The organism is Caballeronia sp. LjRoot31 (assembly GCF_964253885.1).
GTDB lineage: Bacteria > Pseudomonadota > Gammaproteobacteria > Burkholderiales > Burkholderiaceae > Caballeronia.
The window spans coordinates 1132203-1155887 of the sequence record NZ_CAXURX020000002.1; the positions used below are offsets into that span (position 1 = coordinate 1132203).

Sequence of the window (23685 nt, forward strand, 5' to 3'; positions counted from 1 at the left end):
CGTGTGGTGCATACGCGGTACACGGTGACGGATCTCGGCGAGATTGATTCTCGGCTGATGCAAGGGAGGCTTAGCGGCTATGCGTCGAACGGGGAAGGGCTGATTATTGGCGATATGACGATTCCAGCGGCCGTGGTTGACCGGGAGCGGCGGCCAATGGGATCGGTGTTGTTGTCGCGCCGACGAGTCACCGGACGCTCGCCGAAGCGAAGCAGCGCCGGGCACCGGCAGTAATTGATTGCGCGCGCACAATCAACGACTCAATCCATACGCATGGATAGGTTTTTCGTTCGCACTCCTCCAACTGAACCCTTTGGCCGGGTGCGAACGAAACCAACGAAAGCGCGCCTTCTTCAATACCCCGGCGGCGGAGGAGGCGGCATTCCGGGCGGCGGTGGCGGAGGAGGCGGCTGCGTCGAATAAACGCCTTGCGGCGGCGGTGCGCTCATCATCCGGCCGCGCATTGGCACGCGGTTGCCGTTCGCATACATGCACTGCAGATACGCGTAGTCATAGCGTCGCTGCACGTCATACGCCGAACCTTGCGCATTGGTCGCACCAAACAAACTGCCGCCCAGCAAGCCAGCGCCGGCACCAATAGCTGCGCCCGAACCGCCACCGAACGCCGCACCTGCCGCGGCGCCCAACGCCGTACCGACCACTGCACTGCCCACCGCGCTGTTGGTCGTGGCCTGATTGGCCGACTCGCCGCCCACCTGCCCATACGCAAACTGGCGACACGAACCGTCATCCGCGCGGAACTGGTCAAAAGTCTTGCCAGTGCCAGGAAGGGCCATCACGCTCGGTCCCGACGGCACTACGGCGCACCCGCCAAGAATGCCCAGCGAAACCCCCATTGAAACGAGTAATGCAAGTCTTGGATACTTCATGACGCTTTGATCTTCCATTCAAGGATTACTGAGAGTTGCCTGGCTGCGGCGCCACGGGACGCCAGCCGGACGGGCAGTCCTTCACATACGGGTAGTACGCTTTCGATGCATCGCAGTAGTACCAGGAACCACCCTGCTGTCCGGAGGCATCGGCCGACGGCCCCGGACCCTGCGCTTGTCCCTGTTCGACATAGTTGACCGGTGGCGGTGCCGGTACAGCCACGACCGGAGGATAGGGGTAGTAATACGGAACAGGTGCAACCGGATAGTAATAAGGCACACCCACGCCCACCCCAACAAAAACACGTGCAGCATTTGCCGGCCCGCAGAGACAGGCTGCGGCGACTGCGACCGCCGCCAGCGGCAAGCAAGAATTCAGGCGTTTCACGACATTTCTCCCAACCTGGTTTGACGATACGCTCCCCGATTCTTTACCGTAAGCGGTAAGCAGATATCGCACCGCCCCGCGATCTGCTGCATTAAAAGGAGCACACCTGAACGCTAATTCAGTTGACCACGAAGCGCCATTACAGACGTTACTCGCCATTTTTCCGATCGTTACAAAACTGCAGTGAACGTGTCTATTAGAAAGAAAATTGACAGTATAAAGTAATATATTTTACGAGAATCGTTCGAAAATCGCCTGTAATTCCGGGCACTTGGCGGCGAATGCATGCATTCGCCGCCAAGTGCCCGAAGCAGGGTCTCAGGATTGAAAACGATCAATTCGCCCGATAATTCCAGGTGCAGTGTTGTTTACATGAGACGCCGAATTGTCTTCAGGCACAAGAGCAGGTGTCTATGAATAGTTGCTCGTGCAACCAGCGGTTATTCGCGAGCAAGTGTCGGTGCGAATGGCGATGGAAGAGAGCGCGTTGACGCAACACCTGACGCGGCCGCAAGCGTAGCAGAACCGCAAGGCGACGTAGCGCCGCTGGAAAACGGTCGCCGGCAGTGGCGCCACAAGGAAGCGGCGAGGTCGGATAAAAGCGCAAGCGCAGCAGCGGTCCGGGCCAGGCCAGGCCATGACGCGGACCATCACGCCGGCCCGTGGTCCGCGAACAAATGAACCGCGGACCACGGGCTTCAGCCGTCCGCTTCCGGTTATTGCCGCGTTTCAGCTCTGATCGCTTCGGCGAACCGCTTGATGTAGACCGGCGATGCGTCGCTGATGGCCCAATACACCATGCCGTCCTGACGCCACTCGACCAGCGAGTAACCATCGTCGGATTGCGTGATCAGAGGCGTGGACGACGGAGCGCTTCTGCCATCGCTTTTGCCACGATCATCAGGGTAGACGTACAAGTCGATCGGATGTTTCAGATACCGGTAGATCATGACGGCAACGGGGCGATGATCCACGTAATCGAGCCGCCCGCCGACCAGCGGAAAGCCTTGCGCCTGGGGATCGACCACGGGTGGCGCATAGTCAATACGTCCATTGAACCAGGGCTTCACCGTGTGCTGGTCGCTCGACAACACATCCATCGTGCGCGCCGACATCAGTGCCCGTACATGGCTTGAAACGATCTCCTGTTGCAGGTCACTGCCACGGGGCGGTTGCCGGGTCCAGAGCAGCGTCATGAAGACCAGCGAGCACAAGCCGATCCCCGCGATTCCCCCGCCGATGAACGGCAATCCCGCCATGCGCCACAACCCGTTCCAAGGCGATGGACTTTTCCTGGCCGTTTCTGCTTTCAACTGGGCTTGCACCTGCGCGCGCAAGGATTCCGGGGCCCGTTCGTAAAGCGAGCCGTCGCGCAGTTTCCCGGAGAGCGATGAGTTGGATTTAGTTTCCACGCTTGGACTCCTCCGGACCGGCGGGTGGTGTTTTGACCAGGCGGATCGCCTGCTGTTCCGACCCGCCCTGCGCCGCCCGTACAGCCGCGCACAACAGGCGGCGCGCGCGCGAAAGCCGTGACATGACTGTGCCCAGCGGGATGCCCGCTACGGCCGCTACGTCCCTGTAGCTCATGTCTTCCAGTTCACGCAAGACGATCACCTCACGATATTCAACCGGCAACGTAGCCAACGCCCGATGCACAAGTTCGGTTTCGTCCTGACGCACCGCCAGCTTTTCCGGATCGTCGCCGCTTTCATCGGCCCAGCCGGGGAGTTGATCGTCGACGTTGAGCGAATCGTCGTAGGGCGTGGCATCCACACGGTTATGTTGCCTGCGCCATTCGGTGAACCACGTGTTGCGCACGATCGCCAGCAGCCAGGCGCGCGGATTGTCGCCCTCGTAACTATCGAAGAAACGGAAGGCTCTCAGGAAGGCTTCCTGCACGACGTCGTCGGCGTCCGTGGGACTGCCGCTCAACCAGCGGGCAAGGTTATACGCCGCGTCCAGATGCGGCAGCATCACCGCATCGAAGCGATTCGGCGAGTGCTTCGCCATCGGTACTCTCCCTGGCAAGCGGTGTTGCCGCGGAACCTGTGGAACGCGCGGAACGTGCAAACGTGCGCTACGCGCCGACGCGCACGACGGGTCGCCGGTCGGTCCGCAATACCGCAATTCAAGACGCCGGCTCTCGACTGTACTTACCGGTCAACTACCTGATTTATTCCCGATTATGCGAGTTTGGCGAAAAAATTGACCAGGAATAAAGCGCTGGACCTCTGAGTTTGATGGGCATGGGCCAATGCATAGCCACGTGCATACCCGTTTTGCACACCCATCCATCAGGAGCCGTTCATGCCCGACCTCGACAAAAAAATCCTCCCGCCCGACCCCCTCACGGAACACGGCGCCAGACGGCGCACCGCGCTGACGTGCATGGCATGGGCCGGTGCGGGCATGCTGTGGACCCTGAACGGCGGCGTGCCTGGGTCGAAGCTGATAGGCGGGACCGCGCAGGCGGCCGAAACCGACCACCACGCGTTCAGCTTCGTGCAGATCAGCGACAGTCATATTGGCTTCAGCAAGGACCCGAACCTTGATCCGGCAAGCACCTTGCAGGAAGCCGTCGACAAGATCCGCGCGAGCTCGGAGAAGCCCAGGTTCATCATCCATACCGGCGACATCAGCCACCTGTCCAAGCCCGGCGAGTTCGACACCGCCACGCAGATCGTCCAGAGCGCCGGGCTCGATGTGCACTACGTACCGGGCGAACACGACGTGCTCGTCGATGACGGCGGTTCATATTTCGAGCGCTTTGCCAAACCCGCGGACCCCAAGTGGTACAGCTTCGATCAGGGCGGGGTGCATTTCATCGGCCTGACCAATGTGCTGGATCTGCGTGGAGGCGGCCTGGGTTTTCTCGGCGACGAACAGCTAGCGTGGCTGAAGCAAGACCTGCACGCGCGCACGAGCAGCACGCCGCTGGTGGTGTTCGCGCATATCCCCCTCTGGTCTTTGTATCCGCAATGGGGCTGGGGCACCGACGACAGCGCGCAGGCACTGAGCCTGATGAAGCGTTTCGGCTCGGTCACGGTGCTCAACGGCCATGTGCATCAGGTCGCACAAAAAGTTGAAGGTGAGATCAATTTTTACTCCGCGTTGTCGACCGCTTTTCCGCAACCCGCACCGGGCACGGCAGCAGGTCCCGGTCCGATGAAGGTCCCGGCGGACACGCTACGCAAGATGCTCGGGGTGCGCACAGTCAACTATGTTCCAGGCAAAGCTGACCTGGCCATTGTCGATACGCGGCTCAGCGTATGAGCGCCATCTTGAACAAGCGGAGAACGATGATGTCTGATCTTCGGCGTGTATGGGTAGCGAAGACCGCCGCCAAAACGCTGGTCGCAGTATCCTTTGCAACGGCGCTGGTGGCTGCGCCCGCATTCGCCGCCGAGGCGAAGCCGGCGGCTATCGTTGTGATCGACAACTTCTCGTTTAGTCCTGCTCAGTTGTCGGTTTCAGCAGGGTCGACCGTGACCTGGGAGAACCATGACGACATGCCTCATACCATCGTCAACGATGCAACCCCGCGCGAATTCAAGTCGGCGCCGCTAGATTCCGGGGAGCAGTTTTCACAGACGTTCCCGAAGCCCGGCACGTACAAGTATTTTTGTTCGATCCATCCGCACATGACGGGCACGATTGTTGTGAAATAGAAGGGACTACTACGGGCTATTGCTGCAGACCCAGCCGATACCACGTGACCTGCCGGTACGGTTCACCGGGGCGCACGATCACGCTTCCCGCGTCCGCCATGTTGACCTGGTTGGGAAACGCACCGGCCTGGAGACACAGGCCGGCGTGTTTGCCGTAACGCTGTCCGTGCCGTCCCACGATGCCATCCAGATGATTGCCGGTATAGAACTGCACGCCGGGGGCATTGGTTCCCATTGTCAACTCGCGGCCACTGCCTGGGTCGTAAAGCCGTACCACGGGCTTGAGTGTTTTGCCGCTTTCGCCTACGACATAGCAATGGTCGAAACCGCCCGCACGCGCGAGCTGGTCGTGCGGCCAGTCGAGCCGTGCGCCGAGCGGAGCGCTCGCGCGAAAATCGAACGCATGGCCCGCGACCTGAGCGCGGCCTTCGGGGATCAGGGCGGCGTCGACTTCGAAGAACGTGTCGGCATCGATGGAAATGACATGGCCGCGGATATCGGCGGTTTCGTCGCCGGACAGATTGAAGCAGGCATGGTTCGTCAGGTTCAGCGGCGTAGGTGCATCCGATACGGCTTCATACGCGAGCGTCAAGGTGCCGTCGTCGTCGAGCGTATAGCGCAATGTGGTTGACACATTGCCTGGAAACCCCGCGTCGCCTTCTGGCGATTCATGCGTAAGGACCAGTGCGCCGTCCACTTCCCGGGCGTCCCACAGCGCCCGATGAAATCCTGCCGCACCGCCATGCAGCAGGTTATCGCCCTCGTTGCGATCAAGCGAATAGGCGACGTTGTCGAGCGCGAAGCGGGCGTTCTCGATACGGTTTGCCCAGCGTCCGATCACGCCGCCCAGATAAGCATGGCCGGCGAAATATTCGGCGGGCGTGTCGTGACCCAGCAGGACATCTGCCACGCGTCCCGCGCGATCAGCGGTATTCCACGAGACCAGCGTTGCACCGAGATCGCTGATTGCGACGCGCATGCCGTGCACATTGCGCAGCGTGAACAGGCGCGCAACATCGCCGCCGGGCAACTCTCCCCAGCGTTCGACACTTACGCGCGCAGAGCCTGGGCGGAGAGGGGGGGGCATATCGGCGAAAATTTCGGCGAAACTCATGGAGGGCGGGGATCAGCCGGGTTGTGCGCAGGGCGCGACCGCCAGGCGCTCCTGATATTCGCGCGGCGTACAGTCCAGCTCGCGGCGGAACACGGCGTACATGTATTGCAGCGAAGTGAAACCGCAGCGGATGGCGACTTCGGCGCTGGATAGATCGTGACGAGCGAGGAGTTGCTTCGCGACATCGAGTTTGTGATTCAGTATCTCCTGATGCACGGTGCAACCGAGTTCGCGGCGGAAGTGATCCTCCAGCGACGAGCGCGATACGCCCACGTAATCGGCCACTTGTTCGGTCTTGATGCCCTGGCATCCGTATTGGCGGATGTAATGGCGCGCACGCATGACATAGGGACTCGACACCGGTTGATGGCGAGTCGATTCGAGCACGTTGATGCCCACCGGCGGCACGAGGATGCGTCTGCCGTGAAAGCGCGCGCCACCCAGCATCTGGTGCAGCAAATGAGCCGCTGTACGGCCCATTTCCTCGGTTCCCTGAATCACGGAAGAGAGCGGAATGCGGGTGAGCGAGCGGGTCAGCGGATCGTTGTCGATGCCAATGATGGCCACTTGCTCAGGTACGGGAATACCCGAGATAAGGCACGCTTGCAGCAGATGCCGCGCGCGGGCATCGGTCACGGCGATCACGCCGACGGGCTTCGGCAAGCTCTCGAGCCATGAGGTCAGTTGTGCGCTTGCCTGGCTCCAGACCGGCGCGCTGGTCGGCAGGCCGCGATGGATATCTGCCTCCAGCCCATCGGCTGCGAGCAGCGTCTTGAAGGCCAGTTCACGCTCTTGTGCCCAGCGGTTTTCCGGCGCTTCAGGCAGGCTATAAAGCGCGAAACGTTGCAAGCCCGCACCGATCAGATGCGTGTACGCAAGCGACATCAGCTTGGTGTTGTCGGTTGCGATATAGGGCAGCCTGGCTGGATAACATGTCGGGTCCGCATAAGACGAACCTACGGCGACCACGGGCAGTTGGGAATCTCCCAATGCTTCGGCCACTGCTGGATCGTCGAAATCCGCGATGATGCCATCGCCTTCGAAGCGTTCAATGCCATTCAGCCGGCAGCGGAAATCCTCCTCCAGGAAGAGATCCCATGCGACGCGCGTGGACAGCAAATAGTTGCCGATGCCGGTAATCACCTCGCGGTCATACACTTTGTTCGCGTTGAACAGCAGCGCGATCCGGTGTGAAGCCTGAGCGGTCTGTGGTCGTGTCATCGAACTCCGTATGGATGCATGCCGCTGGCCGCGATATGTCCATCGTCTCTGTTGCGGCGCAATATGCGCCTGTTTTTTTACGGGGTCTTTTTAGCGTTTGCTGATTTTAGGCCCGCGCGTCGGGGAACCGCCAGCCTGATTTTCACTTAGTGGTGTTACGAAATTGGGTAGGGGTTTTCGTTCGCACTCGGGGTTTGGGCGTTGATTTTTTGGGGGTATGGTGGGTTCTGGGGTTGGCGGTCGGGGTTGGCGGTCGGGGTTAGTGCTGGGTTGGTCGGTTCCGGGGTTAGTGGTCGGGGTCTATGCCGGGTTGGTGCTTTCGGCCGTGGTGGTCTGCCTGAGTCGGATTTTCTCTTTATCACTATTAGCCACTGTGCGTGGCGGCACGTCATTTCTTTGTCCAAAGCGACAAAGAAACGAAGCAAAGAAAACGCTTTAACCGCTCTACCCTAAGTGTCCACAGCGTGCAGTTTCTATTCATAGGTGCCCCAAAAGCACGGTGCTCGCCAGAGCGAAGGATGTTTGAACCCCTCCTTCTCGCGAATCCTGACACGAACACGCTTCGCCCCGTACTGAGGTTCCCTCGATATTTCGTCTTCCAGTAGGTGGAACTTATGCAGCTTGCTCGCCCTGATTTTGTTCACTGATCCAGCGGTCGAGATACTGGATTGGTGACCTGTAGCCGAGCGTTGAATGCTGCCGTTTGCGGTTATAAAAGACTTCAATATAGTCGAAGCTCGCCGCCTTCATTTCGGCGTGTGTGGCGTAACGCACGCCATGATACCGCTCGTTTTTAAAGCTGTTAAACCAGCTTTCAGTGGGGGCGTTGTCCCAGCAGTTGCCCTTGCGACTCATCGAGCAGGTCATGCCATATTCTTTGAGCTTGTCTTGGAACGCGTGGCTGGCATATTGGCTGCCCCGATCCGAGTGATGCATGACGCCCTCGGCCGGCCGGCGGCGAAACCAGGCCATCGCCAACGCGTCCGTCGCAATGTCTGCCGTCATGCGCGGCTTGAGCGACCAGCCAATTACCTCGCGGTTGAACAGGTCCAAAACGACAGCCAAATACAGCCAGCCCTCGTCGGTCCAAAGGTACGTGATGTCCGATGTCCAGACCTGGTTCGGCGCTGCCGGAGTGAAGTTGCGATCGAGCAGGTTCTCAGCCACCGGCAAGCCGTGCTTTGAGTCCGTGGTGACCTTGTAGCGCCGCTTGTGACGAGCATGGATGCCATTCTCACGCATGAGCCTTTCGACTCGCTGCTTGCCGGCGCTGAAGCCTCGCAGGCGCAATTCACGCATCATGCGCGGACTGCCGTAAGCGCCCTTGAGTTCGGCATGGATGGCGCCAATCAAGGCCAGCATTTGATCATCGGTCAACCGCTTGCGATCAGGCGTGCCACCGCGCTTCCACGCTCTGTAGCCACTGATGCTAACGTCGAGCACCACGCACATTTCAAGCAGCGCGAACGCCTTGATATGCGTGCCAATCCAGGCGTACTTCACAGAACATCCCGCGCGAAGTACGCCGCTGCTTTTTTTATGATCTCGTTCTCCCGCTTCAAGCGAGCGACCTCGGAGCGCAGGTGGGACAGCTCCATTGCTTCCGGCGTGACGACCTTGCTGCCAGCCCCCGTCAGCTTGCCCGCCACAGCGGCCTTAATCCAGTTGCGCAGACTCTGGCTGCTCAAGCCGAGCTCCTTCGCCGCTTCCGTGATCGTCTGTCCATCGCTCACGCGTTTGACAGCAAGTTCCTTGAACTCTGCCGTGTACGCCTTTTTCGGTATCTTCTTCATTTCTAGTCTTTCCAAAGTAACGTCAATTTTACGTCACCTGTGGAAGGCTAAATTTCGGGGGAAGCTCATACGCTCTCGGGCAAGCACAATTGCTAAGGAACCCGCACCGCCTCACGGGTATTTACGGCTGCGGTTTTTTGACAGGTTAGCTACCTGGTCCGTGCGACCATATTCATAGGCCACAGCTTCTTGCGTGTTTGTGTTTACTGCTTCAGTTTTTGTGAATTGGCTGCGCGTTCTGTACAGCTATTTTCGTCGGTTAGGCCACCCGCATCTTCGCGGCATTGTTTCTTGACGGGTTGGCTACATGGTTCGAGGTGCGTACAAATTTGTTGGGGCGGTCGTCCGCGGATAGCGCGGGGTGCTCCTTGGGCGGGTTCAATCACTGGTGGCGAAGCGTGTGGTTCCTTGGCAATGGTGCTTGCCCGAGAGCGTACGGGGCGAAGCGTGTTCGTGTCAGGATTCGCGAGAAGGAGGGGTTCACACATCCGTGGCTCTGGCGAGCACCGTGCTTTTGGGGCACCCATGAATGAAAACTGCACGCTGTGGACACTTAGGGTAGCGTGGTTTGAAAGCGTTTTCTTTGCTTCGTTTCTTTGTCGCTTTGGACAAAGAAATGACGTGCCGCCACGCACAGTGGCTAATAGTGATAAAGAGAAAATCCGACTCAGGCGGACCACCACGGCCGAAAGCACCAACCCGGCATAGACTCCGACCACTAACCCAGAACCGACCACCCCGGCATTAACCCTGACCACTAACCCCCGGGAACCCACCACCCCACCATAGCCCCCCAACCCCAAGTGCGAACGCTCCCCCTCCCGCTAACCTCCAACCTCAAGAAACACCATAAGCGCTGGCGGATTTCGCAATTGCCCGGTCCGCGACGATGCTGGCAGCATGGTGACACATTAAAAAGAAGGAGACGCCCATGTCATATTTCGAACATTTGCCCGCCGTGCGTTACGAAGGCCCCCAGTCGGATAACCCCTTTGCTTATCGCCATTACGACCCTGACAAACTGGTGCTCGGCAAGCGCATGGAGGATCACTTGCGGCTGGCCGTCTGCTACTGGCATACGTTCGTCTGGCCGGGCGTGGACATGTTCGGCCAAGGCACGTTTCACCGTCCGTGGCAGCAACCCGGCGACGCTATCGAACGCGCCCATCTGAAAGCCGACGCGGCGTTCGAATTCTTCTCGAAACTGGGCGCGCCGTATTACACCTTCCATGACACGGACGTGTCACCCGAAGGCGACAGCATCAAGCACTACGTCAACAACTTCAAAGGCGTCACGGACTATCTGGCGGCCAAGCAGGAAGAGACCGGCATCAAGCTGTTATGGGGTACGGCGAACCTGTTCTCGCACCCGCGCTACGCAGCAGGAGCCGCGACCAATCCAAACCCCGAAGTATTTGCGTTCGCAGCCACGCAGGTGTTCCAGGCACTTGAGGCCACGCATCGGCTTGGCGGCGAAAACTATGTGTTGTGGGGCGGTCGCGAAGGTTACGACACGCTGCTCAATACCGATCTCAAGCGCGAACGGGATCAGCTCGGACGTTTCCTCAACATGGTGGTGGAGCACAAGCACAAGACGGGTTTCAAAGGCGCGTTGCTGATCGAGCCGAAACCGCAAGAACCGACCAAGCACCAGTACGACTACGACGTAGCGACAGTCCACGGTTTTCTCGCACAGTTCGGTTTGCAAAATGAAATCCGCGTAAACATTGAAGCGAATCATGCAACGCTGGCGGGACATTCGTTCCACCATGAAATTGCGACTGCATACGCGCTAGGTATCTTCGGCAGTGTCGATGCAAATCGCGGCGATCCGCAAAACGGCTGGGACACCGACCAGTTTCCAAACAGCGTCGAAGAGCTGACGCTGGCGCTGTATGAAATCCTGCGGCACGGCGGCTTCAGCACCGGCGGCATGAATTTCGATGCGAAGGTACGGCGCCAGAGCGTAGCGCCCGAAGACCTGTTCTTTGGGCACATAGGCGCGATCGACGTGATAGCGATTGCACTTGAACGGGCCGCCACGCTGGTCGAGAACGACAAGCTTGCCGAATTCAAGACGCAGCGTTATGCGGGTTGGGACACAGAATTTGGCCGCAAGATACTCTCGGGCGGTTACTCTCTGGAGTCGCTGGCTATCGATGCGCTTGGACGTCGTGTTAACCCTCAGCATGTGAGCGGACAACAGGAGCAGCTTGAAAATATCGTGAACAGGGCGATCTATAAGTGATGTGCGTATTCGCGGAAACCCGCATCGAAAATCATTAAGCGGCCCGGCTGATTTCGCAATTGCATCCAAGGCGATCAAGGGCCCAAGCTAACGACAAACTAAAGAGACGACCCACCCGCAAAACCGACGACCGCGAACATCGATTCGCGGCGCAAGCAGTAGATTCCACCGACGTCCCCTCTCTCGCACATGCGTTGTCCTGACCGGCTACGCAGGGAGACGCATCGGCTAGTCAACCATAAAAAGGAGTGAGACATGAAGTTCGCAAAACGCCGTGCCGTGCTTGGATCGCTGGTCTGTGGAGCGATGTTCGCCAGTTTGACCGTGCTTCCTACCCTCGCTCATGCGAGCAAGGACAAGCCTGAAATCGGCTTCTGTATTGACGACCTGCGGGTCGAGCGCTGGTCGCGTGACCGCGATTATTTCGTCGCCGCCGCCACGAAGCTGGGCGCCAAGGTGTCCGTGCAATCCGCCGATGCCAGCGAAGAACGGCAGATATCGCAGATCGAAAACCTGATCTCGCGGGGTGTCGATGTCATCGTGATCGTGCCGTTCAATTCGAAAACCCTCGGCAATGTAGTGGCGGAAGCGAAGAAGGCGGGCATCAAGGTGGTGTCGTACGACCGCCTGATCCTCGACGCCGATGTGGACGCCTATATCTCCTTCGACAACGAAAAGGTCGGCGAAATGCAGGCGCAAGGCGTGTTCAACGCCCAGCCTAAGGGTAACTACTTCATGCTCGGCGGCGCACCGACCGACAACAACGCGAAGATGCTGCGTGCAGGGCAGATGAAGATCCTGAAGCCGGCCATCGATCGCGGCGACATCAAGGTTGTCGGCCAGCAATGGGTGCCGGAATGGAGCGCCGCGACCGCGCTGCGCATCACCGAAGACGCGCTGACCGCGAACGACAACAAGATCGACGCGATCGTGGCGTCCAATGACGGCACGGCCGGCGGCGCGATCCAGGCGCTTGCCGCGCAACACCTCGCGGGCAAGGTGCCTATCTCCGGGCAGGATGCCGACCTGGCAGCAGTCAAGCGCCTGGTGGATGGCACGCAGACCATGACCGTCTATAAACCGCTGAAGCTGATTGCAGGCGAAGCGGCCAAACTGGCGGTGGACCTGGCGAAAGGGCAGCAACCGGCCTATAACGCGAAATACGATAACGGCATGAAGCAGGTCAACACCGTGTTGCTGCAGCCGACGCTCCTGACCAAGAGCAATGTCGATACCGTGATAAAGGACGGCTTCTATACGCAGGCCCAGTTGGCGGGAAATTAATACGCCTTTTGCGTCATGCCAGGCGTGAGGGCCTTGAAAATACGCTCTAAGCGTATGAGGCCTTCACGCTGATTCACTGTCCAGGATAAAAACCGCATGGCAAACGCGCTGCTGGAAATGCACGGCATCGTCAAGACGTTTGGCGGTGTGAAGGCGCTCGATGGAATCGACCTCGTGGTCTCGCCCGGGGAATGCGTGGGTTTGTGCGGCGAGAACGGCGCAGGCAAATCGACGCTGATGAAAGTGCTGTCCGGGGTGTATCCGCACGGCACGTGGGAAGGAGAAATCCTCTGGGAAGGTGAGCCTTTACGGGCATCAACCATCCGCGAAACGGAAGATGCCGGCATTGTCATCATCCATCAGGAACTGATGCTGGTGCCGCAATTGTCGGTGGCGGAAAACATCTTCCTCGGCAACGAAATCACGTTGAGCGGCGGCCGGATGAACTACGCGGCCATGTATCAGCGCGCCGACGAACTGCTGCGCGAACTGAACATCAGCGGCATCAACGTGGCTCAACCCGTGATGAACTACGGCGGTGGCCATCAACAACTGATCGAGATCGCCAAGGCGTTGAACAAGCGCGCGAAGTTGCTGATTCTGGATGAACCTTCGTCGTCCCTGACCGCAAGCGAAATCCGCATCTTGCTTGATATTGTGCGCGACCTGAAGAAGCGCGGCGTGGCGTGCGTGTACATCTCGCACAAACTCGACGAGGTGGAAGCAGTCTGCGACACCATCACCGTGATCCGGGACGGCAAGCATGTCGCCACGCAGCCCATGAAGGATCTGAGCACCGACAGCATCATCGCGATGATGGTCGGCCGGGAGATCAAGAACCTGTTCCCGCGCGAGCCGCACGACATTGGCGAAGTGATTTTCGAGGCACGCCACGTCACCTGTTTTGATGTGACCAACTCTCGGCGCAAGCGCGTGGACGACGTCTCGTTTTCGCTGCGCAAGGGCGAGATTCTCGGCGTTGCCGGGCTGGTCGGCGCGGGGCGGACCGAACTGATGCAGGCAATCTTTGGCGCTTACCCGGGGATCAGCGAGGCGGAGGTTTATCTGAACGGCAAACGGCTCAAGATCAAGACGCCGGCCAATGCGATCGATGCCGGTATCGGCATGGTGCCTGAGGACCGCAAGCGTCATGGCATCGTGCCGCAACTCGGTGTGGGACATAACATCACGCTTGCCGTGCTGAACCGTTTTGCGAAGGGCGGGCGGATTGATTCGGCGGCCGAACTCGACACGATCAATACAGAAATGAAGCGGCTTTCCGTACGTGCCGCCACGCCTATGCTGTCTATTGCCAGCCTGTCCGGCGGCAATCAGCAGAAGGCCGTGCTGACCAAGATGCTGCTGACCGATCCAGCCATTCTTATCCTCGATGAACCCACGCGGGGCGTCGACGTCGGCGCCAAGTTCGAGATCTACAAGCTCATGTTCGCGCTGGCCCGGCGCGGTATGTCAATCATCGTGGTGTCGTCAGAGCTCAATGAAGTGCTTGGCATGAGCGACCGCGTGCTGGTCATAGGCGAGGGCCAACTGCGCGGCGACTTTATTAACGAAGGGCTCACGCAAGAACATATCCTGGCAGCGGCCATCCGCGCGACCCCACAGACAAACTCTTTTCAAGCGAGCGTCGCATGACTCCTGACGTCACCTCGTCGCCCAAACGCAGCGTTACCGGCGGCGCAAGCACCACATCCGGTCAGCGCTTCAAGCAGCTTTTCACGCGTTATAAATTGCTCGCGTTGCTGCTGGCGGTAACCGTCATCTGGATCTTCTTTTCCTTCCTCACCGACGGCGCGTTCGTCACGCCGCGCAACCTGTCGAACCTGCTCCGGCAGATGTCGATTACCGGCATGCTCGCATGCGGCATGGTGTTCGTGATCATCGCGGGCGAGATTGATTTGTCGGTTGGATCGCTGCTCGGTTTGCTCGGCGGCGTGGCCGCTATTCTCGATGTCTCGCATCACTGGCCGATCCAGTTCACCGTGCCGGCCGTGATGCTGCTCGGCATTGCGATCGGCATGTTCAATGGCTGGTGGTCGACCTATCTGCGGGTGCCGTCGTTCATTGTCGGGCTTGGCGGCATGCTGGCGTATCGGGGCGTGCTGCTTGGCGTGACCGGCGGTTCGACGATCGCGCCGGTCTCCAGCAATCTCGTGTTTATCGGCCAGGGATATTTGCCGCGCATGGCGGGCAATGCGCTTGCTGTCGTGCTGTTTGCGTTGCTTGTCACGCTGACCGTGCGCCAGCGGCAGAACCGTCTGCGTTACAACCTGGCCGTCGTGCCGCTTTGGCAGGACGGCGTGAAGATCGTGGCAGCGGGGCTGGTGCTGGTCGCGTTCGTGACCACGTTGAACCAGTACGGCGGCATTCCCGTGCCGGTGCTGCTACTGCTGGCGTTGCTCGGTATTTTCACCTATGTCGCGACGCAGACTGTGTTCGGCCGGCGCATTTATGCGGTGGGTTCAAACCTCGAAGCAACGCGTTTGTCGGGCGTGAATACGAACCGCGTGAAGCTGATGATCTTCGCGCTGATGGGCCTGATGTGCGCGCTTGCCGGGCTGGTCAACACGGCGCGGCTCGCGGCCGGGTCGCCGTCGGCGGGGACGATGGGTGAGCTCGACGCCATTGCTGCGTGCTTTATCGGCGGGACGTCCATGCGCGGTGGTTCGGGGACCGTCTATGGCGCGTTGATCGGGGCGCTGGTGATGGCGAGCCTTGACAACGGCATGTCGATGCTCGACGTCGATTCGTATTGGCAGATGATCGTGAAGGGCGGGATTCTCGTGCTCGCGGTGTGGATCGATGTCGTATCGGGCTCCAATCAGCGTTAGGGTCAGGGTCTGAGGGTTTCCGCGGACGGTGCTTCCGGCGCTTAAGTGTCACAAAACTTGGCGCATAATCCGAGCATCGTACGTGCCAGATCCGGGAGACGACATGCTGACCAAGAGCGAAGAGCGCGTTGCGCACCTTCTCACTGACGTAGTCGATTTTGCACGGGGACGGCTTCCCGCGCCCGCGTTCGATGTCGTTGAACCACTGCTGAGCCACTACTACGCGCTTGCGGACCCCGAAGACATCCAGAGCCGCGACATAGCCGATCTCTACGGCGCGGCCATGGCGCACTGGCAAACGGCGCAAAAATTCACGACCGGCCGCGAAGTCCTGCGCGTATACAACCCCAACCTTGAACAACACGGCTGGCACTCCGATCACACGGTGGTCGAGATCGTCAACGACGACATGCCGTTCCTCGTCGACTCGGTCACGATGGCGGTCAACCGACTCGGCCTGGCGATGCATTCCGCCATTCATCCGGTGTTCCGGGTCTCCCGCGCCGCAAGCGGGGCAATCACGCGTATCGCGTTGGGTCACGTTGACGGCGGCGATCCGCAATCGCGCCTCGAGTCGTTTATTCACTTCGAAGTGGATCGCTGCGGCGAGGCGGCCAAGCTCGACGAGCTACGCCGTGACATCGCTCGCGTGCTCGGTGACGTACGTGCTTCAGTGGAAGACTGGCCGAAGATTCTTGAGGTTGCACGCGCCACTATCGGAGAAATGAAAGCGCGTGAGACCAGCGCGGATGGCATCGAGGCACGCGCGTTCCTGGAGTGGATGGTGGCGGATCATTTCACCTTCCTCGGGCATCGCGACTACGAACTCATTACGCAGGATGACGGCTTTGCGCTGCGCGGCGTGCCGGGTTCCGGCGCAGGATTGTTGCGCGAAAGCCTGCGCCCGCCCGCAGCCGATAACGTCACGCCATTGCCTCCGGCTGCAGCGGCCATCATCAACGGCTCGGTGCCGATCTTTCTCACCAAGGCGAATTCGCGCGCGACGGTGCACAGGCCCGGTTATCTGGATTACGTGGGCGTGAAGCGCGTTGGTGCGGATGGCAAGGTGATTGGCGAGCGGCGGTTTATTGGCTTGTACACGTCCACCGCGTATCTGGTGCCCACGTCCGAGATCCCGATTGTGCGGCGCAAATGCGCGAACATCATCAGGCGTGCCGGCTTTCTCGCCAAGGGACATTTGCATAAGTCACTGGTGACCGTGCTCGAACAATATCCGCGCGAAGAACTCTTCGAAGCTGATGAGGACGACCTGTTCGATATCGCGCTCGGCGTGCTGCGATTGCAGGAACATCAGCGCACACGCCTGTTCGTGCGGCGCGACCGGTTCGACCGCTTTGTCTCATGCCTCGTGTTCGTCCCGCGCGACAAGTTCAACACGGACCTGCGCAAACGGATCGCGACCGTACTCATGCAAGCGTTCAACGGCAAGAGCATCGAATTCACGCCGCTGCTGTCCGAGTCTCCGCTCGCGCGCATCTATATCACGGTGCGTTCGGATAAAGGCGCGATGCCCGAAGCCGATACACGCGAACTCGAGCAACGGATCGTGCAGGTCGCGCGCCGCTGGCAAGATGATCTCGCCGATGCACTGGTCGACAGCTTCGGCGAAGAGCAGGGCAACCGGCTCCTGAATCGATACGCGGATTCATTTCCGGCGGGTTATCGCGAAGATTATCCGGCTCGTACGGCGGTGCGCGATATCGAGTTGATCGAACAGACACAGGTGAGGGCGGGCGGCCTCGCGATGAGCCTTTACAGGCCGATTGAAGCGGGGCGCCGGGCGTTTCGCTTCAAGGTATACCGGGTGGGCGACCCGATCGCGCTGTCGCATAGCCTGCCTATGCTGGAACATCTCGGCGTGCGCGTGGATGAAGAGCGGCCTTATCGCATTGAACCGCTCGGTGCGCCGCATGCGTGGATACACGACTTCGGTCTGGAGCTTGCCGACGACGTGGAGTTCGATATCGATCGCGTCAAGGAACTGTTCGAGAACGCGTTCGCAAGCGTCTGGACCGGTGAAGTCGAGAACGACGACTTCAACCGGCTGGTCCTGCGCGCGCAACTCGGCGCCCGCGACGTCACGATCCTGCGCGCTTATGCCAAGTACCTGCGGCAAGTGGGCTCAACGTTCAGCGACGCCTACATAGAGCGCGCGCTGACCGGTAACCCGGCGATCGCGCGCAAGTTGCTTGAACTGTTCCTGGTGCGCTTCAATCCGGCTCTTCCAGGGATACTCAGCGATAACCCTCAAAGTCGTGAGCTTCGCGAAACCCGCACGCAGCAGGTGCGCGCCGACATAGAAGCCGCGCTTGATAACGTACCGAATCTGGATGAAGACCGCATCCTGCGGCAGTTCCTGGGTGTCATCAACGCGACGGTACGAACCAATCATTTTCGTAAGGATGCCGAAGGTAATCCAAAACCTTATCTGTCATTCAAACTCGATCCGTCGATGGTGCCGGGCTTGCCCGAACCCAAGCCAATGTTCGAGATCTGGGTCTATGCGCCGCGCGTTGAAGGCGTGCATTTGCGGGGCGGAAAAGTGGCGCGAGGTGGCTTGCGCTGGTCGGATCGACGGGAAGACTTTCGCACGGAAGTGCTCGGCCTCATGAAGGCGCAGATGGTGAAAAACACCGTGATCGTGCCGGTTGGATCGAAGGGTGGTTTCGTGGTGAAGAACCCGCCGCCCGTCACGGACCGCGAGGCGTTCGCGCGTGAAGGCGTAGCGTGCTACCAGATGTTCCTGCGTGGTCTGCTCGACGTGACCGACAACCGCGTGGCCGGCGTTATCGTGCCGCCGCCGGATACCGTTCGCCATGATCCCGATGACCCCTATCTCGTCGTCGCCGCCGACAAGGGCACGGCCACGTTCTCCGACTATGCCAACGCCATTGCGCGCGAATACGGCTTCTGGCTAGACGACGCGTTTGCGTCCGGCGGTTCGGTAGGCTACGACCACAAGAGAATGGCGATCACCGCACGCGGCGCGTGGGAATCGGTCAAGCGGCATTCGCGCGAGATGGGCGTCGACACGCAGACGACCGACTTCACCGTAGTGGGTATCGGCGATATGTCCGGCGATGTGTTCGGTAACGGCATGCTGCTCTCGCGCCACATTCGCCTGATCGCGGCGTTCGATCATCGTCATATCTTCCTCGATCCGGAGCCTGACACCGTCGCGAGTTTCAACGAACGCGAGCGCCTGTTCGCGCTGCCGCGATCGAGCTGGGCAGACTACGACGCCACGCTGATTTCAGCCGGAGGCGGAATATTCCCGCGCACGGCGAAAACGATCGCGTTGTCGCCGCAAGTCCAGGCCGCGCTCGGCGTGACAGCCGTGACGCTTGCACCGAACGAATTGATCCGCGCGATCCTGCTGGCCGAGGTGCATCTGCTCTACAACGGTGGCGTGGGCACCTACGTCAAGTCGACGCGCGAGACGCTTGCGCAGGTCGGCGATCGAACCAACGACGCCGTACGCGTCAACGGCTCCGAACTGCGCTGCAAGGTCGTGGCCGAGGGCGGCAATCTTGGCGTGACGCAACTCGGCCGGATCGAATACGCGCAGCATGGCGGGCGTATCAATACCGATGCCATCGACAACTCCGCAGGCGTCGACTGTTCCGACCACGAGGTGAACATCAAGATCCTGCTGGGCCTTGTGGTGGCTGACGGCGAGATGACTGAAAAGCAGCGCAACGCGCTGCTTGCCGAGATGACCGATGAAGTCGGCCTGCTCGTGTTGAACGACAACTACGCGCAGACGCAGGCGTTATCGATTGCGAACCGCTACGTGGCCGAGATGCTCGACGCCGAAGCGCGGCTGATGCGCTGGCTTGAGCGCGCGGACCGGTTGAAACGCAAGATCGAATTCCTGCCGTCGGATGAGGACATTGCCGAACGTCAGGCGGCCCGGCTTGGGCTCACGTCACCCGAGCGCGCGGTGCTGCTGGCATACAGCAAGATGTGGCTGTACGACGAACTGCTCGCATCCGACGTTCCCGAGGACGTGCTTGTAGCAGGCATGCTGCCCGACTATTTCCCGCTGCCTTTGCAGACGCGCTACAGCGAACCGATGCAGCGTCATCCGCTCAGGCGCGAAATTCTGGCGACGCACCTGACGAATGCACTGATCAACCGGGTGGGCTGCACCTTCGTGCATCGGTTGATGGAAGAAACGGACGCGCGTCCGAGCGAGATCGTGCGTGCCTGCATCATGGCGCGTGACGTGTTCGATCTGAACGATATCTGGCGAAGTATCGATGCGCTCGACAATCGTATCGCCGATGAAGTGCAAGCCCGGATGTTCGTCGATGTCGTGCGGTTGCTGGAAGGGGCGACGCTCTGGTTCCTGCGTCATTTGAAGGTATCGACGGAGCAGGTTAACCTTGCGATCGAGCGTGTCATGCGTTGTCGTGAAGCGGCGCAAAGGCTTGCGCCGCAGTTGCCGAATTTGCTGCCTGCCGACGAACTCAACGGGTGGACCGAACGGCGTCGCGTGCTGGAAGAGGCGGGCGTTGAAGGCGAGCTCGCGGCAAAAGTGGCGAGCGGCGAGTTATCGACTGCGGTACTGGATAGCGCAGAAGTAGCGGCCAATTGTGATCGTAGCCTTGAGACCGTCGCGAGCGTGTACTTCGCCATAGGCACGTTGCTGAACTACGGCTGGATCGCGGAGCGCGCGATGGCGTTGCCCGCGTCCACTCACTGGGACCTGCTTGCACGGGCGGCTGCTTTGGAAGAGCTCGCGCGGCTCAAGCGCGCATTGACGGTCAGTGCGCTCGAACAAACACGCGATATAGATACGCCTGAAGTGATCGTTGAAAACTGGCGGTCAAGAAGGGAAGCCGCGGTCGAACGTTATGCACGTTTGCTGGCGGAATTGCGAGCAACAAGCGGCGCAAGTCTTTCGATGCTGCTGGTTGTGGTCCGTGAGATAGCGACGCTGGAACGCGCGTAGTGGCGCCGGGCTGGAGTCATAAATATGCCTCCAGCCCAGCGGTCTCACACCGTCCAGTCCAGAATCACCTTGCCGCTCTGGCCTGAGAGCATGGTCGCGAACGCTTCTTCATAGTCGTCCACCGCGAAGCTGTGCGTGAGGATAGGCGAGAGATCGAGGCCGCTTTGCAGCATGGCGACCATCTTGTACCAGGTCTCGAACATCTCGCGGCCATAGATGCCCTTGATCTCCAGTCCTTTGAATATCACCTGGGTCCAGTCGATCGCCATGTTCGCGGGCGGGATGCCAAGCAATGCGACCTTGCCGCCGTGATTCATCGCTTCGAGCAAGCCCGTGAACGCGCTCGGCACGCCTGACATTTCCAGCCCTACGTCAAACCCTTCTGTCATGTGCAGCTCGGCCATGACGTCGCGCAGTGACGTCTCCGAGACATTGACCGCCCGCGTTGCGCCCATCTTGCGGGCAAGCTCCAGCCGGTAATCGTTCACGTCGGTGATCACTACGTTGCGCGCGCCCACATGCTTGGCGATGGCCACGGCCATGATCCCGATAGGCCCGGCACCCGTGATCAACACATCTTCGCCGACCAGATTAAACGATAGCGCCGTATGCGTCGCGTTGCCGAACGGATCGAAGATAGCAGCGAGGTCATCGGAAATTTCCGGCGGAATCTTGAACGCGTTGAACGCCGGAATGACGAGGAATTCGGCAAATGCGCCCGGACGATTGACACCCACACCCACCGTATTGCGGCACAGATGCCGACGTCCCGCACGACAGTTTCTGCAGAACCCGCAGGTGATATGACCTTCACCCGACACGCGGTCGCCGATAGCGAAGCCGCGCACTTCCTGTCCCATTTCCACGATCTCGCCAACGTATTCGTGACCCACATGCATGGGCACGGGAATCGTTTTCTGCGCCCACTCGTCCCATTTCCAGATATGGATGTCGGTGCCGCAGATCGCCGTGCGTGTGATGCGGATCATCACGTCGTTGTGGCCGACTTCAGGCTTCTTGACGCGTGTCAACGTCAGCCCCGGACCCCGTTCCAGTTTTGCCAGTGCTTTCATGATTGTTCCGATTTGTCCCGATGCCTCAGATAATGCCCAGTGAACGGCCGACGCGCGCAAACGCATCCACCGCGCGATCGATCTGCGCTGGCGTGTGCGCGGCGCTCATCTGCGTGCGGATACGGGCGCGGCCTTTCGGCACTACCGGGAACGAAAACCCGATCACGTAGACGCCTTCCTGCAGCAACGCGTCCGCCATGCGCGATGCCAATTGCGCATCGCCAAGCATCACCGGGATGATCGGATGTTCGCCGGGCACGAGCGTGAAACCGAGCTTGCTCATGGCGTCGCGGAAGTGCGCGCCGTTGGCACGCACGCTTGCGCGCAGTTGGGCGCCTTCGTCGCTCGCAAGCAATTCGAGCACCTTCAGCGTGGCAGCGGCAATGCTGGGCGCGAGCGTATTCGAGAACAGATAGGGACGTGAACGCTGCCGCAGCAACTCGACGATCTCGCGGCGTGCAGCGACGTAACCGCCGGACGCGCCGCCCAGCGCCTTGCCCAAGGTGCCGGTGATGATATCCACGCGAGAAAGCACGCCGCAATACTCAGGCGTGCCTCGTCCGTGTTCACCGATAAAGCCGACCGCGTGCGAGTCGTCGACCATGACCAGCGCACCGTATCGATCGGCGAGGTCGCAGATGCCGGCGAGATTCGCGATGATGCCGTCCATCGAAAATACGCCGTCGGTGGCGATCAGTTTGAAGCGCGCGCCGGCAGCATCCGCTTCGCGCAGCTTCGTTTCAAGGTCGGCGAGATCGTTGTTCTTGTAGCGGTAGCGCTTCGCCTTCGACAAACGCACGCCGTCGATAATGCTCGCGTGATTGAGCTCGTCGCTGATGATTGCGTCGGACTCGTCGAGCAGGGTTTCGAACAGGCCGCCGTTGGCGTCGAAGCAGCTTGAGTAGAGGATACAGTCATCGGTTTGAAGGAACGAAGCGAGCGCTTGCTCGAGTTCCTTGTGGACGGTCTGCGTGCCGCAGATAAAGCGCACTGACGCCATGCCGAAACCATCGTGGTCGAGGCCCGCTTTGGCGGCTTCGATCAGGCGGGCGTCGTTGGCGAGACCGAGGTAATTGTTCGCGCAGAAGTTCAGCATGTCGCCGCCGCTCGCGAGCCGGATGGCGGCCGATTGCGGACTTGAGATCACGCGTTCGGTCTTGTAGAAACCGTCGGCGCGAATCTGGTCGAGAGTACTGCGCACGTGCGTGAGATAAGAATCATGCATGGATCATGCTCCTGAGTAATACGATGCCTGCGACGGTACTTGCACGATACCCGCGATGGATCGCATCGCGGGACCGCAAGGCAACGCTGTTTCGATAGTGCGGCTGTCAGTATGCAGGAACTGACGTCCGGCATGAAGCAAAATGCCGGATCAAAGCACTGCCAGCCAGCCTCCATCGACATAGATGATCTGGCCGTTCACGTAACTCGACGCGGGTGACGAGAGATACACGGCCGTGCCGACCAGCTCTTCGGGTTTGCCCCAGCGTTGCGACGGATTGCTGCTTTTCACCCATGCATCGAACGCGGCGTTTTCTATGAGCGCCTGGTTCATGTCGGTCAGGATGTAGCCGGGGCCAATGGCGTTCGCCTGGATATTCGACGCCGCCCATTCGGCGCTCATGGCGCGCGTCAGCATCTTGATGCCGCCCTTGGCCGCCGTGTAGGCGCCCACGGTTGCACGTGCTCCCTCGCTCGTCAGCGACCCGATATTGACGATCTTGCCGCCCGAGCCGCGCGCGATCATTCGTTTGGCCGCCTCCTTCGAGACGATGAAGGCGCTGGTCAGGTTGGTATCGATCACGCGCTGCCAGTCGCTGAGTTCCAGTTCCACGAGCGGCTTGCGAAACTGGATGCCGGCGTTGTTGATCAGGATGTCGATGTGGACCCCATCGTGGTCCCACTGCGCGAAGGCATCGGCGACAGCGTGTTCGTTGGTGACATCGAATGCACGGCCGGTCGCGGCAAAGCCTTGGGCGTCCATCCGGGCGACTGCCTCGGCGACGGTGTCCGCGCGTGTGCCGTTAAGAATCACGGCCGCGCCTGCGTTTGCCAGTCCTTGCGCCAGCGCAAAACCAATACCGCGCGCCGATCCCGTAACGAGCGCCGTGCGGCCGCTCAAATCGAATAACGTTGACATGCCTTGCCCTCTTGGTGGAATTCACCCGGCATTGTC

Annotated in this window: 17 protein-coding genes; 7 read left to right on the plus strand and 10 right to left on the minus strand. The window is 60.0% G+C overall.

All coding sequences use genetic code 11. The features are described 5' to 3' along the window. Positions 1 to 353: 353 nt before the first annotated feature. From ACSQ8V_RS23480 to ACSQ8V_RS23495, 4 genes are all read right to left on the minus strand, one after another. On the minus strand, positions 354 to 890 hold the full coding sequence (locus ACSQ8V_RS23480; protein ID WP_213766358.1) for a YMGG-like glycine zipper-containing protein: 537 nt from the start codon (positions 888 to 890) through the stop codon (positions 354 to 356). A 25-nt stretch (positions 891 to 915) separates the two neighbouring features. Continuing rightward, on the minus strand, positions 916 to 1278 hold the full coding sequence (locus ACSQ8V_RS23485; RefSeq protein WP_436183898.1) for a hypothetical protein: 363 nt from the start codon (positions 1276 to 1278) through the stop codon (positions 916 to 918). A 716-nt stretch (positions 1279 to 1994) separates the two neighbouring features. Continuing rightward, a complete protein-coding gene (locus tag ACSQ8V_RS23490; RefSeq protein ID WP_436207323.1) occupies positions 1995 to 2690 on the minus strand; it encodes an anti-sigma factor family protein in 696 nt (231 codons plus the stop codon). Next, positions 2680 to 3288 carry an RNA polymerase sigma factor gene (locus tag ACSQ8V_RS23495; RefSeq protein ID WP_436207324.1) on the minus strand — a complete coding sequence of 203 codons (609 nt, stop codon included), beginning with the start codon at positions 3286 to 3288 and terminating at the stop codon, positions 2680 to 2682. The genes ACSQ8V_RS23490 and ACSQ8V_RS23495 overlap by 11 nt, the downstream gene beginning before the upstream one ends. 297 nt (positions 3289 to 3585) lie before the next feature. Here ACSQ8V_RS23495 and ACSQ8V_RS23500 point away from each other — a divergent pair, with 297 nt between their 5' ends. Both ACSQ8V_RS23500 and ACSQ8V_RS23505 read left to right on the plus strand, forming a co-directional pair. Then, positions 3586 to 4551, plus strand: a complete 966-nt coding sequence (locus tag ACSQ8V_RS23500) for a metallophosphoesterase family protein (protein ID WP_436207325.1) — start codon at positions 3586 to 3588, stop codon at positions 4549 to 4551. 26 nt (positions 4552 to 4577) lie between these two features. Then, positions 4578 to 4946 (plus strand): cupredoxin domain-containing protein, encoded by a 369-nt coding sequence (locus tag ACSQ8V_RS23505; RefSeq protein WP_213766363.1) that lies wholly within the window; start codon positions 4578 to 4580, stop codon positions 4944 to 4946. A gap of 16 nt (positions 4947 to 4962) precedes the next feature. Here ACSQ8V_RS23505 and ACSQ8V_RS23510 read toward each other — a convergent pair whose 3' ends face one another. The 3 genes from ACSQ8V_RS23510 to ACSQ8V_RS23520 form a co-directional block, all read right to left on the minus strand. Beyond that, positions 4963 to 6033, minus strand: coding sequence for an aldose epimerase family protein (locus ACSQ8V_RS23510; RefSeq protein WP_436207326.1), 1071 nt, complete (start codon positions 6031 to 6033; stop codon positions 4963 to 4965). Positions 6034 to 6072: 39 nt separating this feature from the next. Then, a complete protein-coding gene (locus ACSQ8V_RS23515; RefSeq protein ID WP_436183903.1) occupies positions 6073 to 7281 on the minus strand; it encodes a XylR family transcriptional regulator in 1209 nt (402 codons plus the stop codon). 612 nt (positions 7282 to 7893) lie between these two features. After that, a protein-coding gene (locus ACSQ8V_RS23520) for an IS3 family transposase (protein ID WP_436207327.1) occupies positions 7894 to 9074 on the minus strand; the annotation gives its coding sequence in 2 pieces (ribosomal slippage) (positions 7894 to 8822 and positions 8822 to 9074; 1182 coding nt in all). Between the two features lie 931 nt (positions 9075 to 10005). Between ACSQ8V_RS23520 and xylA the strand changes: the two genes are divergently transcribed. The 5 genes from xylA to ACSQ8V_RS23545 all read left to right on the plus strand — a co-directional run bounded on the left by xylA (position 10006) and on the right by ACSQ8V_RS23545 (position 20433). After that, a complete protein-coding gene (gene xylA, locus ACSQ8V_RS23525; RefSeq protein ID WP_213766367.1) occupies positions 10006 to 11322 on the plus strand; it encodes a xylose isomerase in 1317 nt (438 codons plus the stop codon). A 255-nt stretch (positions 11323 to 11577) separates the two neighbouring features. Beyond that, on the plus strand, positions 11578 to 12606 hold the full coding sequence (gene xylF, locus ACSQ8V_RS23530; protein WP_436207328.1) for a D-xylose ABC transporter substrate-binding protein: 1029 nt from the start codon (positions 11578 to 11580) through the stop codon (positions 12604 to 12606). A gap of 96 nt (positions 12607 to 12702) precedes the next feature. Continuing rightward, a complete protein-coding gene (xylG, locus tag ACSQ8V_RS23535) occupies positions 12703 to 14259 on the plus strand; it encodes a D-xylose ABC transporter ATP-binding protein (RefSeq protein ID WP_436183905.1) in 1557 nt (518 codons plus the stop codon). After that, positions 14256 to 15455 (plus strand): sugar ABC transporter permease, encoded by a 1200-nt coding sequence (locus ACSQ8V_RS23540; protein WP_436183906.1) that lies wholly within the window; start codon positions 14256 to 14258, stop codon positions 15453 to 15455. The genes xylG and ACSQ8V_RS23540 overlap by 4 nt, the downstream gene beginning before the upstream one ends. Positions 15456 to 15558: 103 nt before the next feature. Next, on the plus strand, positions 15559 to 20433 hold the full coding sequence (locus ACSQ8V_RS23545) for an NAD-glutamate dehydrogenase (RefSeq protein WP_436207329.1): 4875 nt from the start codon (positions 15559 to 15561) through the stop codon (positions 20431 to 20433). A 44-nt stretch (positions 20434 to 20477) separates the two neighbouring features. Here the strand turns inward: ACSQ8V_RS23545 and tdh are convergent, their stop codons facing one another. The 3 genes from tdh to ACSQ8V_RS23560 form a co-directional block, all read right to left on the minus strand. Beyond that, complete coding sequence (tdh, locus tag ACSQ8V_RS23550) at positions 20478 to 21506, minus strand: L-threonine 3-dehydrogenase (protein ID WP_436183908.1); 1029 nt, start codon at positions 21504 to 21506, stop codon at positions 20478 to 20480. A gap of 25 nt (positions 21507 to 21531) precedes the next feature. After that, a complete protein-coding gene (locus ACSQ8V_RS23555) occupies positions 21532 to 22731 on the minus strand; it encodes a glycine C-acetyltransferase (RefSeq protein WP_436207330.1) in 1200 nt (399 codons plus the stop codon). A gap of 150 nt (positions 22732 to 22881) precedes the next feature. Further along, positions 22882 to 23649 (minus strand): SDR family oxidoreductase, encoded by a 768-nt coding sequence (locus tag ACSQ8V_RS23560; protein ID WP_436207331.1) that lies wholly within the window; start codon positions 23647 to 23649, stop codon positions 22882 to 22884. Positions 23650 to 23685: the final 36 nt, after the last annotated feature.